16 protein-coding genes are annotated in these 14450 nt (G+C 69.4%); 5 read left to right on the top strand and 11 right to left on the bottom strand.

The genetic code is table 11. From position 1 onward, the window contains the following. From ABY44_RS18060 to ABY44_RS18050, 3 genes are all read right to left on the bottom strand, one after another. The coding region (locus ABY44_RS18060) for a DoxX family protein (RefSeq protein WP_148095276.1) at positions 1–267 on the bottom strand (267 nt) is incomplete at its 3' end. Between the two features lies 1 nt (position 268). Beyond that, the gene (locus ABY44_RS18055) at positions 269–2161 is read right to left on the bottom strand and encodes an amidohydrolase (RefSeq protein WP_431641524.1); all 1893 of its coding nucleotides are present in this window, start codon (positions 2159–2161) and stop codon (positions 269–271) included. Between the two features lie 19 nt (positions 2162–2180). Continuing rightward, positions 2181–2348: a DUF1427 family protein gene (locus ABY44_RS18050; RefSeq protein WP_060173866.1), complete on the bottom strand. Its 168-nt coding sequence runs from the start codon at positions 2346–2348 to the stop codon at positions 2181–2183. Between the two features lie 117 nt (positions 2349–2465). Here ABY44_RS18050 and ABY44_RS18045 point away from each other — a divergent pair, with 117 nt between their 5' ends. Then, positions 2466–3389 carry a LysR family transcriptional regulator gene (locus ABY44_RS18045; protein ID WP_027787768.1) on the top strand — a complete coding sequence of 308 codons (924 nt, stop codon included), beginning with the start codon at positions 2466–2468 and terminating at the stop codon, positions 3387–3389. A gap of 22 nt (positions 3390–3411) precedes the next feature. On the opposite strand, the gene ABY44_RS18040 is transcribed toward ABY44_RS18045, so the two are convergent. Together ABY44_RS18040 and ABY44_RS18035 are read right to left on the bottom strand one after the other, a co-directional pair. Beyond that, entirely contained in the window at positions 3412–4098 is a 687-nt protein-coding gene (locus ABY44_RS18040) for a hydrolase (RefSeq protein ID WP_060173865.1), read from the bottom strand. 8 nt (positions 4099–4106) lie between these two features. Continuing rightward, a complete protein-coding gene (locus ABY44_RS18035; protein ID WP_155637971.1) occupies positions 4107–4382 on the bottom strand; it encodes a hypothetical protein in 276 nt (91 codons plus the stop codon). On the opposite strand from ABY44_RS18035, the gene ABY44_RS18030 reads away from it, so the two are divergent. Genes ABY44_RS18030 through ABY44_RS18015 form a run of 4 tightly spaced genes read left to right on the top strand, consistent with a single transcriptional unit; the run spans position 4381 to position 7597 of the window. Continuing rightward, the gene (locus tag ABY44_RS18030) at positions 4381–4641 is read left to right on the top strand and encodes a DUF1427 family protein (protein WP_027787770.1); all 261 of its coding nucleotides are present in this window, start codon (positions 4381–4383) and stop codon (positions 4639–4641) included. The genes ABY44_RS18035 and ABY44_RS18030 overlap by 2 nt on opposite strands. A gap of 10 nt (positions 4642–4651) precedes the next feature. Next, positions 4652–6232, top strand: a complete 1581-nt coding sequence (locus tag ABY44_RS18025; protein ID WP_027787771.1) for a cation:proton antiporter — start codon at positions 4652–4654, stop codon at positions 6230–6232. Positions 6233–6278: 46 nt separating this feature from the next. After that, complete coding sequence (locus ABY44_RS18020; RefSeq protein ID WP_021160831.1) at positions 6279–6671, top strand: OsmC family protein; 393 nt, start codon at positions 6279–6281, stop codon at positions 6669–6671. A 32-nt stretch (positions 6672–6703) separates the two neighbouring features. Continuing rightward, positions 6704–7597: a pirin family protein gene (locus ABY44_RS18015; protein WP_060173864.1), complete on the top strand. Its 894-nt coding sequence runs from the start codon at positions 6704–6706 to the stop codon at positions 7595–7597. Between the two features lie 69 nt (positions 7598–7666). Here the strand turns inward: ABY44_RS18015 and ABY44_RS18010 are convergent, their stop codons facing one another. From ABY44_RS18010 to bcsE, 6 genes are all read right to left on the bottom strand, one after another. Further along, the gene (locus ABY44_RS18010; RefSeq protein ID WP_027787773.1) at positions 7667–7870 is read right to left on the bottom strand and encodes a hypothetical protein; all 204 of its coding nucleotides are present in this window, start codon (positions 7868–7870) and stop codon (positions 7667–7669) included. Continuing rightward, positions 7852–9408, bottom strand: a complete 1557-nt coding sequence (bcsG, locus tag ABY44_RS18005) for a cellulose biosynthesis protein BcsG (protein ID WP_431641519.1) — start codon at positions 9406–9408, stop codon at positions 7852–7854. Before bcsG ends, ABY44_RS18010 begins: the two co-directional genes overlap by 19 nt. A 27-nt stretch (positions 9409–9435) precedes the next feature. Beyond that, entirely contained in the window at positions 9436–11973 is a 2538-nt protein-coding gene (bcsA, locus tag ABY44_RS18000; protein ID WP_027787775.1) for a UDP-forming cellulose synthase catalytic subunit, read from the bottom strand. Next, positions 11970–12746, bottom strand: a complete 777-nt coding sequence (gene bcsQ / locus ABY44_RS17995) for a cellulose biosynthesis protein BcsQ (protein WP_027787776.1) — start codon at positions 12744–12746, stop codon at positions 11970–11972. Before bcsQ ends, bcsA begins: the two co-directional genes overlap by 4 nt. Beyond that, the gene (locus ABY44_RS17990) at positions 12743–12967 is read right to left on the bottom strand and encodes a hypothetical protein (protein ID WP_060173863.1); all 225 of its coding nucleotides are present in this window, start codon (positions 12965–12967) and stop codon (positions 12743–12745) included. The genes bcsQ and ABY44_RS17990 overlap by 4 nt, the downstream gene beginning before the upstream one ends. Beyond that, positions 12964–14450: cellulose biosynthesis protein BcsE (gene bcsE, locus ABY44_RS17985; protein ID WP_431641517.1), on the bottom strand; the 1487-nt coding region annotated here is incomplete at its 5' end. The genes ABY44_RS17990 and bcsE, both read right to left, overlap by 4 nt.

Below are 14450 nucleotides of genomic sequence, written 5' to 3'. Positions count from 1 at the left end.
GCCGGCGCCGAGCCACGTGAAGCGGCGAAACACGATGCACAGCGAGCCGCCGATCTCGACGACGACCGCCAGTGCAGCCCACAACGCGGGCGGGTGCAAACCGAAATGCGCCTGCTCCGCGATTGCTGCGTCGAAGTGCATCGCCTTGTTGATCCCGCCGATCAGAAAGGCGGACACGAGTGCAAGTCGAACCAGCGCGCCGATCCACGGCTGCGCGAGCAGCGCACGAATCCACGCGGGGCTGTACCGGCCGGTTGTCGTCGCCATGTCAGACCGCCCAGCAGGAACAGCCGAACGCGCCCCAGAAGCCCTTCGCGTCCGACGTCGGCAATGTGCTGCCCCACGCGCTCGCGTGCGCATGCTGGTGCACGTTGCACGCATTCGCGCAGCCGCACATCGCGGCGGCGGCTGCCGCGCGTTGCAGCGGTGCGCCGCTGCGCTGCGTCGCGCCCCAGCCGCCGTAGCCGCCGTACTCGCGCACCGGCGACCAGTCCGGCATCGCGGGCGGAATCGGCGCGTCATGCGACGCGAACGGGCCCGCGCCCCACACGATCCGGCCGCCGACCACCGTCAGCAACGCGGTCGTGCCCGCGATGTCGTCCTCCGCGCACGCGAAGAAGTCGCGATCCGGCACGACCACGTCCGCCAGCTGCCCGACCGCGATCCGCCCTTTCTTGCCGACCTCGTTCGAGAACCACGTCACGTATTCGGTCCACATGCGCAGCGCGGTCTCGCGATCGAGCAGGTTGCGCTGCGGATACATGCGCAAGCCACCGATCGTCTTGCCCGTCACGAGCCAGGACAGCGACACCCACGGGTTGTACGACGCCACGCGCGTCGCGTCGGTGCCGGCGGACACCTTGAGGCCCTTCGACAGCATCTTCGCGACCGGCGGCGTCGCTTCGGCCGCCTGCGCGCCGTAACGCTCGACGAAGTATTCGCCCTGGTACGCCATCCGGTGCTGCACCGCGATGCCGCCGCCCAGCGCCGCGATACGATCCATCGACTTTTCGGTGATGGTTTCCGCGTGATCGAAGAACCAGTTCAGCCCTTCGAGCGGGATGTCCTTGTTCACCTTCTCGAACACGTCGAGCGCGCGGCTGATCGTTTCGTCGTACGTCGCATGCATGCGCCACGGCCAGCGGTTCTGCGCGAGCACGCGCACGACGCCCTCGAGATCGTCTTCCATCTGCGCCGGCAGGTCCGGACGCGCGACGCGGAAGTCCTCGAAGTCGGCCGCCGAGAACACCAGCATTTCGCCCGCGCCGTTGTTGCGGAAGTAGTCGGTGCCGTCGTGATACTTCGTGCTCTTCGTCCAGTTCACGAAGTCTTCCTTCTCGGCGTTCGGCTTCTGCGTGAACAGGTTGTACGCGATCCGGATCGTCATCTCGCCCGCGTCGTGCAGCTTGCGGATCACCTCGTAGTCGTCCGGATAGTTCTGCGAGCCGCCGCCCGCGTCGATCACGCCGGTCACGCCGAGACGGTTCAGTTCGCGCATGAAGTGGCGCGTCGAGTTGTACTGGTATTCGAACGGCAGCTTGGGCCCCTTCGCGAGCGTCGCGTACAGGATCGTCGCGTTCGGGTTCGCGAGCAGCAGCCCGGTCGGGTTGCCCGCGGCATCGCGCAGGATCGTGCCGCCCGGCGGCTCCGGCGTGTCCTTCGTGTAGCCGACCACGCGCAGCGCGGCCGCGTTCAGCAGCGCGCGATCGTACAGGTGCAGGATGAACACCGGCGTATCGGGCGCGGCCGCGTTGAGTTCGTCGATCGTCGGCAGGCGCTTCTCGGCGAACTGGTGCTCGGTGAAGCCGCCGACCACGCGCACCCATTGCGGCGCGGGCGTGATCGCCACCTGCCGCTTGAGCATGTCCATTGCAAGCGCGAGCGACGGCACGCCGTCCCAACGCAGTTCCATGTTGTAGTTCAGGCCGCCGCGAATCACGTGGCAGTGGTTGTCGATCAGGCCCGGCAGCGCGCCGCGGCCCTCGAGATCGACGACCTTCGTCGCGCGGCCCGCGAGCGGCATCACGTCCGCGTCGTGGCCGACCGCGACGAAGCGGCCGTCCTTGATTGCGACGGCGGTCGCGACGGGGTTCGCGCGGTCGAGGGTCGTGAACCTTCCGTTGTGAAGGATCAGATCCGGTTGAGTGGCGGGTGCGTTCATCAATGTGTCCTCGATCCAGTCAGAAACCGAGCCAGTGACGGACCGGTGCGACAGCCGCGACGCCGACCAGCATGCCGGCCAGCCCGACCAGGGCAATCAGCGGCGGTGCGGGCGAGCGCACCTTGACCACGCTGTACATGACGCCGACCAGCATGCCGGCACCCAATGAAACGACATACGATTCCATACGCTCCTCACGACTGGATTAGAATGACCCGCATTTCCGCCCGCACGGGCGCCATGCGCACGCGGCGCGATCCGCTGCCGCCCCACCCGCTTCGCTTGCCCGCCACGCCTTCCAGCCATGCAACATCTTCCCGATCTCGAAGCCTGGGCCATCTTCGCGCGCGTCGCCGAGACCGGTTCGTTCGCCAAGGCCGCCGACCTGCTCGGCGTATCGCAACCGACCGTGTCGAAAGCGATCGCCCGCCTGGAAAAGCGCCTCGGCGCGATGCTGCTGTACCGCACGTCGCGCAAGCTGTCGCTCACGCCGACCGGCGAGCTGCTGCGCGATCGCGCGATCCGGCTGCTCGCCGATGCCGAGCTGATCGAAGGCGAAGCCTCCGCGCATGCGCTCGAACCGCACGGCCTCGTGCGCGTGAACGCGCCCATGTCCTACGGCCTGTGCAATCTCGCGCCGCTGTTGCCCGCGTTTCTCGAGCGCTATCCGCGCGTCGACGTCGACCTCGTGCTGACCGATCACTTCGTCGACATCGTGTCCGGCGGCTTCGACGTCGCGATCCGGATCGCCGAACTGAACGATTCGTCGCTGCGTGCGCGCCGCCTGTGCGCGGTGCGCCGGCCGCTCGTCGCGTCGCCCGCGTATCTCGACCGGCACGGCCGGCCGACTCATCCGAGCGAACTCGACCAGCACGTATGCCTGACCTACACGAACATTCCGACGCCCGAATACTGGCGCTTCCGCCACAAGACGTCGGGCGAGGAATTCGGCGTGCCGGTGCGCGGGCGCATTCGCGCGAACAACGCCGACGTGCTCTGCCCCGCGCTGATCGCCGGCCAGGGCCTCGCGCTGCAGCCGTCGTTCCTGGTGTGGAACGAGTTGCAAAGCGGCGCGCTCGAGGAAGTGATGCATGACTGGAAAATTCCCGATATCAACGTCAACCTCGTCACACCGCCCGGCATGCTGCGCGCCGCGCGCGTGACGGCGTTGCTCGATTTTCTCGTCGAACACCTGTCGCACGCGCCGTGGGCGCTGCCGCCCGTCTGACCGGGCGGCCGCATGCGGCCGGTTACTTCGCCGGCACGGCCGGAATCGACTCGTGCGGCGTCGCGGTGCGCTGGGCGGCCTTGTGGACCATCGTGTACGCGTAGTCGACGCCCATCCCGTACGCGCCCGAGTGTTCCTTCGCGATCTCCATCACCGCGTCGTAGGTGTCGCGGCGCGCCCAGTCGCGCTGCCATTCGAGCGCGACCTGCTGCCAGGTGACCGGCACGACGCCGGCCTGGATCATCCGCTGCATCGCGTAGTCGTGCGCGTCCTTCGACGTGCCGCCCGACGCGTCGGCCACCATGTAGATCTCGTAGTCGCCTTCGAGCATCGCGCAGAGCGCGAACGTCGTGTTGCAGACCTCCGTCCACAGGCCCGACACGACCACCTTCTTGCGGCCGTTCGCGGCCAGCGCGTCGCGCACCTTCTGGTCGTCCCACGAGTTCATCGACGTGCGTTCGAGCGTCTTCTGGTTCGGGAACACGTCGAGCAGTTCGGGGTAGGTGTAACCCGAGAAGCTGTCGCTTTCGACCGTCGTGATCGTGGTGGGGATGTTGAATGCCTTCGCGGCCTTGGCGAGCCCGACGACGTTGTTCTTCAGCGTCTGGCGATCGATCGACTGCACGCCGAACGCCATCTGCGGCTGCTGGTCGATGAAGATGATCTGGCTATTGTGGGGAGTGAGGACTTCAAGTTTGGCGTTGCTCATGGCGCGAATCATCCTTTGGTCTGGAAACGTTCAAGGCTTGCCTCGACCGGGATGGCGGAGGAGCCGGCTGTGCGTTGCCCCGGATTGGCGTGTTCCGGTTGCAGCCATTTAATCGGAAAAGTCGCGGCTCGAACATCCAAGAAATGGAATCGATCGAATTCCGAAAGAGGGGGTCTCCGAGGGCTGTCCGCCCTTTTTTTCCGCACGTAAACCCGATACGCTTCCAGCACATTGAAGGCACCGCCTTCGCGCCCGATCAGCCTACCACGAGAGGTTTTCATCATGAAACCGTATTTTCTGTCGCTGTTCGCCGGCATCCTCGCCGGCGTCATCTACGGCGCGCTCGGCGTGAATTCGCCGGCGCCGCCGATCATCGCGCTCCTCGGCCTGCTCGGCATGCTGGCCGGTGAACAGATCCTCCCGCTCGCGCGCCGGATGCTGTCCGGCCACCGGCTCAATACCGCATGGCGCGACGCACAATGCAGCCAGCACATGTTCGGTACGCTGCCGGGCGGCGCCGCCAACGACCGCAAGCCGTCGTGACGCCAGGCTCATGACCAACGTCGAACTGTTTCATTACCTGCTGCTGTTGATCTGCGGCGCGGGCGCGCTCACGTGGCTCGCCGAACGCATCTCGATTCCGCCGGCCGTCGTGCTGCTGCTCGGCGGCTGCGTGGTCGCGGTCGCCGGCAAGCGCGTGCCCGACATGGACCCCGCGCTGCTGCTCGTGGCCGTGCTGCCGCCGCTGCTGATGTCGAGCGGGTTCTACACCGCGTGGAAGGAATTCCGGCAGGAGCTCGCATCGATCGCGTCGCTCGCGCTCGGCGCGGTGGTGTTCACCACCGTCGCGGTCGCGCTCGCCGTGCATGCCGTGAACCCGGCGCTGCCGTGGGCCGCCTGCTTCACGCTCGGCGCGATCGTGTCGCCGCCCGACGCGGTTGCAGCGAAGGCGATCCTGCAGCGCCACCCGCTGCCCGCGCGGCTCGTCGCGGTGCTCGAAGGCGAGAGCCTCGTCAACGATGCGTCGGGTCTGCTGCTGTACCAGATGGCCGTGTCGGCCGCGCTGGCGGTATCGATCACGGCCGCCAGCGCCACCGGCCTGTTCTTCTCGCTGACGCTGATCGGCATCGCGGTCGGCCTCGCGTGCGGCCATGCGATGTGCTGGGTGCTGCCGCGCCTGCGCGACCCGATGCTCGGCATCGTCGTGACCTTCGCGATGGCGTGGGGCAGCTACGGGATCGCGGAAGCCGTCGACGGCTCGGGCGTGCTGTCGGTGGTGACCTGCGGCCTCGTGCTCGGCGTGCGCCAGCATCGCGTGTTCGACGCCGACATGCGGATCAAGGCGAAGGCGACCTGGGAAGCGATCGTGTTCGTGCTCGACGCGCTCGTGTTCATCCTGATCGGCCTCGCGCTGCACGCGATCCTCGCACGCGTGAACCACGAAGGCGCCGTGCTGATGGCCGGCCTGCGCGTCGCGCTGCCCGCCACTGCCGCCGCGATCGGCGCGCGCCTCGTGTGGGTGTTCGTCGCGATGTGGCTGCCGGGCCGCCTGCGCGCGCCGCGCGCGGGCCACGCTCCGTGGTCGTGGCGCGAAGCCGTCGTGCTCGGCTGGTCGGGCATGCGCGGTGTCGTGAGCCTCGCGGCCGCGATCGCACTGCCGGCCACCTTCCCCGGCCGCGACCTGATCCTGTTCAGCACGTTCCTGCTGATCATCGCGACGCTCGTCGTGCAGGGCGGCACGCTCGCGCCGCTGATCCGCGTACTGAAGCTGCGCCCGGCCGCGCGGCACACGATGTCCGAACACGCCGTGCGCGCGCACACGTTCGGCGCGGCGCTCGCCGAACTCGACGCGCTCGAACAGCGCGGGTCGAGCCTCGAACGCCCTTCGCTCGACCGCCTGCTCGCCGAATACCGGAACCGCGTGACCTTCAACGAACGCGCGCATCGTCACGGCACCGAACCGGCCAACGTGCGGGCACGCATGCTGCGCGTCGAACTCGACCTCGTCGGCGTGTCGCGCCGTGCGCTGCTCGACCTGCATCGCGACGGCAAGGTCGACGACACGGTGCTGCACCGGATCGAATCGGAACTCGATTTCGAGGAGCTGCGCCTGCAGCGCCTGCTCGAACCCTGAAGCCCGGCCAAGCCGCCGCCTCCCCCTTTCTCCTTATGGAACCGCAATGAGCGAACTGTCCGTCGAAGCAAGCATCGGCGCCGTCGATTACCTCGTCCACTTCACCGACGGCGTCCACCAGTGGCGCGCCGACGAGCCCACGCCGCTCGGCGGCGGCGACACCGCGCCGACGCCCGTCGCGCTGCTGCTGTCGAGCCTCGGCGCATGCACCGCGATCACGCTGAAGATGTATGCGCAACGCAAGGGCTGGCCGCTCGCCGAAGTGCACGTGAAGCTCGCGCACGAATCGGGCAGCGCGGGCAGCACGATCGTGCGCCGCATCACGCTCGACGGCGACCTGTCCGGCGAACAGCGCGAACGCCTGCTGCAGATCGCGAACGCATGCCCGGTGCACAAGATCCTCTCGCATCCGATCACCATCGACACGGCGATCGCCTGACGCGCCCCGCACCGACCACGAGAATCCCCACCATGTCCGCCTCGATCAAGACCCTGCTCACGCCGCGCGAAAGCGACATCGGCAACCTCGTCGTGCGCCGCGTGCTGCCCGCGCGCGCCGCACGCCTCGTCGGCCCGTTCATCTTCTTCGACGAGATGGGGCCGGCCGTGCTGCCGGCCGGCCGCGGCATCGACGTGCTGCCGCATCCGCACATCGGCCTCGCGACCGTCACCTACCTGTTCGACGGCTCGCTGATGCATCACGACAGCCTCGGCTTCCGGCAGAAGATCGTGCCGGGCGACGTGAACTGGATGACGGCCGGCCGCGGCATCGTGCATTCGGAGCGCTCGCCCGACGAAGACCGGCCGCGCGAGCAGCCGGTGCACGGGATCCAGACCTGGGTCGCGCTGCCGGTCGAGCATGAAGACACCACGCCCGCGTTCGTCCATCATCCGGCCGACACGCTGCCGTCGTTCACGCGTGACGGCACGACCGTGCGCGTGATCGCGGGTACCGCGTTCGGGCTCGCGTCGCCGGTCGCCGTGTTCTCGCCGACGCTCTACGCGTATGCGGAATTCGCGGCAGGCGGCACGCTCGCGCTCGATGCCGAACATGAGGAACGCGGCGTGTACCTGGTCGACGGCGACCTCGCCATCGACGGCACGCCGCTCGCCCCCGCGACGATGGCCGTGCTCGAACCCGGCGCGACCGTGGCGCTCGCCAGCGCAAACGGCGCACGCGTGATGCTGCTCGGCGGTGCGCACCTGCCGGGCGAGCGTTTCATCGAATGGAATTTCGTGTCGAGCACGCGCGCGAAGATCGACGCGGCCCGCGCCGCGTGGGCCGACCAGACCTTCGGCAAGGTGCCGGGCGAAGAAAACGAATGGACGCGCCAGCCGGAACGCAAGGCGCAACAGGCCCAATAGGCCCAATAGGCAGGATCGCCCGCAGGCAACCGACGGCCGGCACGCATGCCGGCCGTCGTCCCGTCCGTGTTACGTCGACGGTTTCAATCCCATCAGCTTCGCCAGTGTCGGCCAGCGATCGAGCGACTCGATGAACGCACGGCGCGCCTGCTCGTCGACGTAACGCCCGGGATCGAGCGCGGGCAGATGCCGCGCGAGGCCGAGCACGTCGTTCGGTTGCGACAGGCGATCGTCGTCGCCGTCACCGTGCAGCATTACTGTTCGTCGATCCATACGCCATCCGGAGTTTTCACCGAGTAACCCTCGGCCGTCTGCATCGTCACCGTGCCCTCGTTCTCGCCGACCATCCGCGTACGCGGCAGGTCGGCCGCGTATTGCGCGAGCGTCGTGCCCGGCTTGAACGGGCTGTTCGACACGAGGTTCGACAGCAGTTGCGCGAGCGCGAGGAAGCTGGTCGGCTGGTCGATCACGGTCGTCGCGCCGTGATTGCCGGCAAAGCCGACGAGCCGCACGCCCACCGGCCCGTGCACGATGCGCGGCGTCGGGATCTCGCGCAGGCCCGCGACCTGGTACTTGTCGCCGCGCAGCGCGGCGCCGTGCTCGGGCACGAACACGATCACCGCACGGCGGCCCGATTGCGCGATCAGGTCGGCGAGGCGGTCGAAGTCGTTCATCATCTTCGTCACGCGCTGCGGATACGAGTCGATGCTCGTCAGCGAACTGCCGACGATCCGGTTGCCGTCGTGCAGGCTGATCGTGTTGTAGTACAGCGCGACCGGGCCTTGCACCGACGCGCGCTGCGCATACCAGTTCGCGAGCGTCGTGTAGTCGTCCTTGATCGCCGAGCCGTCGAACGCGTGCATCGCAACGGGCGCGGCCGCGTTCGAGATCATCGGCGCGTCGGCCACGCCGATGTTGTCGTGAATCACCTGCAGGAAATTGTCGAAGTGGCCGTCGTGGTTCAGCAGCGACTGCACCGAGTAACCGGCGCTCGCCAGTTGCGAGAACAGGTGGCACTGCTGCGGCGCGGGTTTGTACAGGTCGGCGTGCGCTTCCTGCCCGCAGCTCGCGCGCAGCACGCGGATCGCCGCCGGGCCGCTGTAGCTCGCGGCCGTGCTGAAGTTCGAGAACAGGTAGTCGAAATGGCTCAGCATCGGATGGTTGCGCGCCTTCGCGGCATCGAGGTCGTCCCACGACAGCGAGCAGATGTGCAGCACGATCACGTCGAACTGTGCGGCCGGATCGCTGCCGAGGTGGCCGAACGCGACCTGTCGCTGCGACTCCTGCGTGCGGAACGTCGCGAGCGCCGCGTTGTGGTCCTCGGGCTGGCCGGCGAGCGTCGTGCCCGCCGCGTTCGCCTGCTGCGGAAGCGGCGCGACGACACGCGCCATCAGCCCGCTGCCGGCCTGCCACAGCGGCATCACGACCAGCACGGCCAGCACGAAGGTCGCGACGCGCAGCCAGCGGTTGACGATGAAGTAGACGATCAGCACGCCGGCCACCGTCAGCACCAGCACGGGCGGCAGCAGGCGCGGCAGCAGCTCCATCCAGTAGTCGAGGCGGAACGTGCTGACTTCCCGCGCGGCCTCGGCGAGACGGGCAAGCGGCGGCGCATGCAGCTCGCGCGCGAGCAGCGGCACCGCGATCGCGATCGCGACGACCTGCCGGACGATGCGCCACGCCCGCCGCCGGATCGGCGCGCTCATCGCGAGCGCCACCGCGAACGCGAGGTTAGCGAGCCAGAACGGCTGCAGGCGCCCGGTCGCGAACAGCGCGAACTTCAGGATGAAATACAGATTCCAGAACGTCATCTAACCCACTCCATGATGAGCGCCGCGTCAGTCGCGCGCCCGATCGAGTTTCGGCGCCAGCATGGCCTGCAGGCCGCGCGCCGCACCCTTCCACATCCGTACATAGCCGTCCAGGCCGATGCGCAGCACTTCCTTCAGCCCGCGGAGCGGCGTGTCGACGCGCTGGCCTTCGTGCCAGTCGAGCCACGCGTCCGCGCGCCCGAACGTGCATTGCACGAGCTGGCGCTCCTGTTCGAGCGTCAGTTCCTCGAAGCTCACGCCGACATGGGTCGGCGTCACGCGGCTCACGCGCACCGGGAACGGGAACGGCCGGTCGCCGCGCGTCACGCACACCGTCAGCGTGTCGCCAACGGCGACCGGGAGCCCCGGCACCGCTTCGAGGCCGAGGCCGCCGGTCGAGTAGTCGCTCGTGAAGCATGCGGCCGTCGAGCCGTCGGCGAGCAGCAGCGTGGCCGGCACGCGCATCGCGATCCGGTGCGTGACGCGCACCTGCTTGGTCTCGCGCGCGACGGCGAGCGCGGCGCCGAGCATCGCGAGGTTGTACACGGTCCAGCCGAGCGTGATCAGGATCGTCGACGCCTCGTCGCCCTGGTCGGCCACGAGCCGCCAGATGCCGGCGAGGATCGCGAGCACGTTCAGCCCGAACAGCACGAGATACGGCTTCGACGTCGACCAGTCGACGTAGCCTTCGTCGATCTTGCCGCCCTTGTCGGTCACGTTGAACTTGCCGTGCTTCGGGCTGAAGAACGCGACGGTGGTCGGCAGCGCGATGTACCACGCGAGCACCGACTCGTAGACCTCGGCCCAGAACGAATGGCGGTAGCGCCCCTGCATCCGCGAGTTCGCGACGTTCGCGAGCACGAGGTACGGGATCACGTAGCTCGCGAGCGCGAGCGACGACGCGTTGATGAAGTACAGGTGGAAGAACAGGTACGCGAGCGGGATCGTCAGGAACACGAGCCGCGGAATCCCGTAGAAGAAATGCAGCATCGCGTTGCCGTAGCAGATCCGCTGGATCAGGCCGAGCCCGCGCCCGAGGAACGGGTTGTCGATGCGGAAGATCTGCGCCATCCCGCGCGCCCAGCGCGTGCGCTGCTTCACGTGGCCCGCGAGGCTTTCGGTCGCGAGGCCGGCCGCCTGCACGGTCGGCAGGTACGCCGACGTATAGCCGCGCCGGTGCAGCTTGAGCGCCGTGTGCGCATCCTCGGTCACGGTCTCGACCGCGACGCCGCCCACCTCTTCCAGCGCGCTGCGCTTGAGCACCGCGCACGAGCCGCAGAAGAACGTCGCGTTCCACAGGTCGTTGCCCGACTGCACCAGGCCGTAGAACAGGTTGCCCTCGTTCGGGATCTCGCGGAACGTGCCGAGGTTGCGCTCGAACGGATCGGGCGAGAAGAAATGGTGCGGCGTCTGCACCAGCGCGCACTTCGGGTCGCGCAGGAACACGCCCATCGTCGTCTGCAGGAACGATCGCGTCGGCACGTGATCGCAGTCGAAGATCGCGATGTATTCGCCGTGCGTCTTCGGCAGCGCGCGGTTGATGTTGCCGGCCTTCGCGTGGCGGTTGTCGTCGCGCGTCAGGTAGTCGATGCCGGCCTCGGCCGCGAACGCCGCGAACTCGGGGCGCCGGCCGTCGTCGAGCAGGTACACGCGCAGCTTCGCGCTCGGCCAGTCGATGCTCTGCGCGGCGAATACCGTCGGCTTCACGACCGACAGCGGCTCGTTGTAGGTCGGGATGTAGATGTCGACGGTCGGCCAGGTGTCGGGATCGTCGGGCAGCGGCACGATCGGCCGGTCGAGCGGCCACGCGGTCTGCACGAAGCCGAGCAGCAGGATCATCCACGTATAGGCTTCCGCGCCGTACAGCAGGTAGCCCGCGATGGCCTCGACGGGGCTGCGGAAATCGAGCGTCTGCGTGGTGCGCCACCACACGTAGCGCACCGTCGCGAGCAGCGCGAGCGACGCGAGCGCGAGCGTCGGCAGATGGCCCGGCAGGCGGCGCAGCATGAGCGCCAGCACCGCGACGATCGCGAAGAACGCGAACTGCGCGCCGGGCATCAGCGGCGACATCCCGGCCGCGGCCCACAGCAGTGCGCCGGCCACCAGCAGCAGCGGCGCGAGCCAGCGGCGCCGGCCGACGCCGTTCGCGCGCGCATCGAGCCAGCCGCCCCAGCGCACCCATGGCAGACGCTCGAGCAACGCGTTGATGCGCCGGCCGACCGCGCGCCCGGCCACGTAGACGGGCACGACGGTCTTGTCGAACCAGGCGAGCGGATCGCGCGCGGGGCGGCCGTCGGCCGCGCGCGGCGCCCGCACGATCGCACGCCACAGCCATTCGCGCGGGCTGAGCGGCTGCAGCACGCCCCACTCCTGCGCGAGCCGCAGCGACGCGACACGCACCCAGCGGCGCACGTGATCGGGCCGGCCGGGCGGCGGGGCGTGGAAGAACAGCCGCACGAGCCAGTCGACCAGCGTGCGTTGCGCGGGCAAGCCGATGCCGCGCGCGATCCAGTCGGCCGTGCGGCGTCCGAATGCGCGCAGGCGCGGCGCGATGCGCGCGTTCATCGCGCCGCTCCGCGGCGAACGGCCGCGCGTGCCGCCAGCCAGGTATCGACCCAGTTCGCGACGCCGTTCAGGTCGTGCGACGCCTGCGAATACGGCGCGTCGTCGAAGATCCAGCTGCCGCGCGCGAGCGCTTCGGGCACGGCCGCATCGACGTGGATGCGCTGCTCGAGCATCGACGCCGGCCCCGCGACCGCACGCAGCATCGCGAGCGCGTCGCGCTGCATGTCGCGCGCCGGATTCAGCCGGTTCACGACGATGTGCAGTTCGCCGCCCGCCCCGAGCGCATCGAGCCGCGCGGCCGTCGTCGCGCAGGCGGCCGGCTCGGGCGGCACGACGACAAGCGTCAGGTCCGCGCGGCGAATCGCCTGCTCGGCCTGCGTCGACGGATAGCGCGCGGTGTCGATCAGCACGACGCCGTCGGCCGGCAACGCGATCTCGTCGAGCGCGCGCGACAGCCACGCCGGATCCGCCGCGAGCCGCGCATCGCATGCGGCCGCGCCGGCCGCGTCGACCTGCCCGTAAGGCACGAACAGCACGCCATCGGCGTTACGCCACGTGTGCGCATGCCACGGCTCGGCGCCGCCGAGCACGCTCTGCGCGAGGCCGTGCTCGGCCAGCGTGTCGAGGCCGAGCGTCGCGCCCATCAGGTTCTGCGCGTCGAATTCGACGGCGACGACCGGCCTGCCGCGGCGCGCCAGCAGCACCGCGAGCGCGGCCGTGAGCGTCGTGCGGCCCGCGCCCCCGGTCGTCGACGTAATCGCGATCGTCTTCATCGGGCCGCCTCGCCGTCACGCTCGCCACGCTCGCGCCCGGCGTCGGGCAGCAGCCGCCCGCGCAGCGCGACCGGCACGAGTTCGCACGGCACCGCATCACGCCGGTCGATCCCGCGCGGCGCATGAAAGCCGCGGCCGATGCCGAGATGCTGCGCGACGATCCACACGGGCACCGCGATCGCGATGCCGACGATGAATCCGATGACGAGTTCGGCGATCATGCGACCCCCTCCTTGCGCAGCGGCATCGCGCTGCGGATGGCGCTGCGCTTGCGCGCGGCGAGAATGACGGGTTCCGGCGCCGCAGCGTCGGCGGCCGCGGCGGCCGGCGTCGCACCGATCGCCTCGAGCGCGACGATCGTATCGATCGCGTCGATTGCACCGCTCACTTCGCTTGCGTCGGGCAACGCGTCGCCGGGCCCGGTGCGCGCGAGCGGGGCGCGACTGGCGCCCGCCGGCTGCGCGGCCCCGAACAAATCGCTGTAGTCGGCGATCGGCGCACGCCGGTTCTCGGCCTTCAGCGCGTTGAGTTCCATATCGATGCTGCCCTGCCCGAGACACACGACGCGGTCGGACAGCGTGTCGACCGGCACGTCGAAGATGCGCGCGAGCGCGTCCTCCGCGTCCGCCGGTTCGCACGCGAACAGGAACACGTACAGGTGCGCGGCATCGGCCGTCACGACGTCGCCCGCGCGGCGCGGGCGGCAATGCCGCAGCGCGTCGACGTGCGACACGCCGGGCAGCAGCGCGATCTTCGCGAGCGTGTGCGGCAGCGCGAGCACGGCGCCGCGATCGAGCACCGCGCGAATCCGCAGGCAGAACGCGCCGACCGGCAGATAACCGAGCACCGAATCGCCGAGCGCGGCCGCGAGCGCCGCACGATAGTCGGCCGCGACGGGCCGCGCATAGAGCTGGCCGCGCAGTGCATGCACGGCCCCCTGCAGTCGCGATACCGGCAGGTCGCGTGCGATGACGCGGCTCGCGCCGACGCTCAGCACGAGCATCTCGAACTGCTGGCGCAGCACTTCGCCGCGCTCGACGACCGCGATCTTCAGCGCACCGCCGCACTGCCGGCGCAGCGTGTGCACGTCCGCGCACAGCGCTTCGAGCTGCGCATGCGAACGGAACGCGAGCACCGCGGTCGCGGCCTGGGCATGCGCGCAGGCGGCAACGACGGCCGCGTTGTCCTCGACGATTTCCCAGCCCTGCGGCGCGCGGTTCGTGCCGTCGAGCACCGCGCGGCTGACGACGACGCGATCCTCGTCGCTCGCGAGCTTCATCCGGTTCGCCGGCTCGGTCGCGCCGCCGTCGATGCTCGCCGACAGCCGGCCGCCCGGCGCGAAACGCAGCGGCCGTACCTCGCCGGCCGCGAGCGTATCGCCCGCGCGCCAGAAATCGACGATCCACAGCAGCTCGCCATGGGTGCGCTGCAACTGCGCGACGCCCGAGCAGATACCGTGGAAACCGCTGCGCGGCGTGCGATCCGCGTCGCGCACGAGCGGTGCATCGTCGGTGCGTGCCGCGTCGTCCGCGCGGCTCGCTTCGGGATCGAGCAGCAGCACGAGCGCGATCCGGCGCGTGCGGCACCAGTCGGCGAGTGCGTGCGCCTCGTCGGCGAGCGCGATCGGGTCGTCCCAGCTGAACCAGCGCTGCGCGCCCTCGACGAAATACAGCGAGCGTGCGCGAAAGCCGTAACGCTTCATCG

It is taken from the genome of Burkholderia sp. ZZQ-2 (genome assembly GCF_050768715.1).
GTDB lineage: Bacteria > Pseudomonadota > Gammaproteobacteria > Burkholderiales > Burkholderiaceae > Burkholderia > Burkholderia cepacia.
Note: the sequence above shows the minus strand (reverse complement) of the source record. Positions and strands in the feature narration are given on the sequence as shown.

Excerpts from the sequence above, each read along its gene's own strand:
- bcsG (WP_431641519.1), bottom strand. The coding sequence starts at position 9,408 with ATGACGTTCTGGAATCTGTATTTCATCCTGAAGTTCGCGCTGTTCGCG.
- ABY44_RS18040 (WP_060173865.1), bottom strand. The coding sequence starts at position 4,098 with ATGAGCAACGCCAAACTTGAAGTCCTCACTCCCCACAATAGCCAGATC.
- ABY44_RS18010 (WP_027787773.1), bottom strand. The coding sequence starts at position 7,870 with ATGGATCGACGAACAGTAATGCTGCACGGTGACGGCGACGACGATCGC.
- ABY44_RS18015 (WP_060173864.1), top strand. The coding sequence starts at position 6,704 with ATGTCCGCCTCGATCAAGACCCTGCTCACGCCGCGCGAAAGCGACATC.
- ABY44_RS18025 (WP_027787771.1), top strand. The coding sequence starts at position 4,652 with ATGACCAACGTCGAACTGTTTCATTACCTGCTGCTGTTGATCTGCGGC.
- ABY44_RS18055 (WP_431641524.1), bottom strand. The coding sequence starts at position 2,161 with ATGAACGCACCCGCCACTCAACCGGATCTGATCCTTCACAACGGAAGG.
- ABY44_RS18045 (WP_027787768.1), top strand. The coding sequence starts at position 2,466 with ATGCAACATCTTCCCGATCTCGAAGCCTGGGCCATCTTCGCGCGCGTC.
- ABY44_RS18030 (WP_027787770.1), top strand. The coding sequence starts at position 4,381 with ATGAAACCGTATTTTCTGTCGCTGTTCGCCGGCATCCTCGCCGGCGTC.
- bcsA (WP_027787775.1), bottom strand. The coding sequence starts at position 11,973 with ATGAACGCGCGCATCGCGCCGCGCCTGCGCGCATTCGGACGCCGCACG.
- ABY44_RS18035 (WP_155637971.1), bottom strand. The coding sequence starts at position 4,382 with ATGATGAAAACCTCTCGTGGTAGGCTGATCGGGCGCGAAGGCGGTGCC.
- ABY44_RS18050 (WP_060173866.1), bottom strand. The coding sequence starts at position 2,348 with ATGGAATCGTATGTCGTTTCATTGGGTGCCGGCATGCTGGTCGGCGTC.
- ABY44_RS18020 (WP_021160831.1), top strand. The coding sequence starts at position 6,279 with ATGAGCGAACTGTCCGTCGAAGCAAGCATCGGCGCCGTCGATTACCTC.
- bcsQ (WP_027787776.1), bottom strand. The coding sequence starts at position 12,746 with ATGAAGACGATCGCGATTACGTCGACGACCGGGGGCGCGGGCCGCACG.
- ABY44_RS17990 (WP_060173863.1), bottom strand. The coding sequence starts at position 12,967 with ATGATCGCCGAACTCGTCATCGGATTCATCGTCGGCATCGCGATCGCG.